We start from the raw sequence: 646 nt of genomic DNA, 5'->3' as shown, positions 1-646 counted from the left end.
AGGAGAGGTGGATGAACGAACGCTTCGCGTCGATGGGAATGGCCTCGACGACGATGCGGTAGTCGTGGGTGCCGAGCGGGCCTTCCTCGGCGCTCAACTGCACCTGGAGGTGGCTCGCGCTGCTGGCCGCGAGCTTGTAGGTGAACGCGACGAGGTGGGCGTCCTCGACGGGCTGGTCGGACTTGCGGCCCACGCGCAGCGAGATGGTGGACGAGTCCTTCGGCGCGAGGCACTGCTTCACGTTGAACGGCAGGATCAGGATGTCGCACCAGTTGTCGCGCGACTTCAGCATGTCGAGCACTTCCGGGAACGGGTGGTCCACGACGGCATGCACCTCGCCGCGCAGCGTGTCGCCGCTCTCGAACGATTCGATGTGCAGCGGCCGGCCGTAGGCGTTCTGGGCGAGCTGGGGCTGCAGCGCGGCGTGGCGCGACTTCAGCGCGGCGGGGTTGCCCTGGGCGACGCACAGGCCGGTGGCCAGCAGGGCGGCCGACAGGACGGCGAGGGATCGGGCGGGCGGTGACAGTTTCATCGGCAGGGCTCCGGCAACGGGTTCGTCGCTTGTATCAGAGCCAGTATTCCCACGCCTTGCTGAGCGTTTCTCGGACGCGGGGCCCGATGCCGCGGTGGTTCCAGGCCTCCAGCG

The 646-nt window shown here is 68.4% G+C and carries 1 protein-coding gene; it reads right to left on the bottom strand.

The annotated features are described in order from the left end of the window. The coding region (locus tag QQK16_RS21060) for a hypothetical protein (RefSeq protein ID WP_308447098.1) at positions 1-532 on the bottom strand (532 nt) is incomplete at its 3' end. Between the last annotated feature and the right edge of the window lie 114 nt (positions 533-646).

The sequence above is a fragment of the Chitinimonas prasina genome, from assembly GCF_030160395.1.
Classification (GTDB): Bacteria; Pseudomonadota; Gammaproteobacteria; order Burkholderiales; family Chitinimonadaceae; genus Chitinimonas; species Chitinimonas prasina.
Note: the sequence above shows the minus strand (reverse complement) of the source record. Positions and strands in the feature narration are given on the sequence as shown.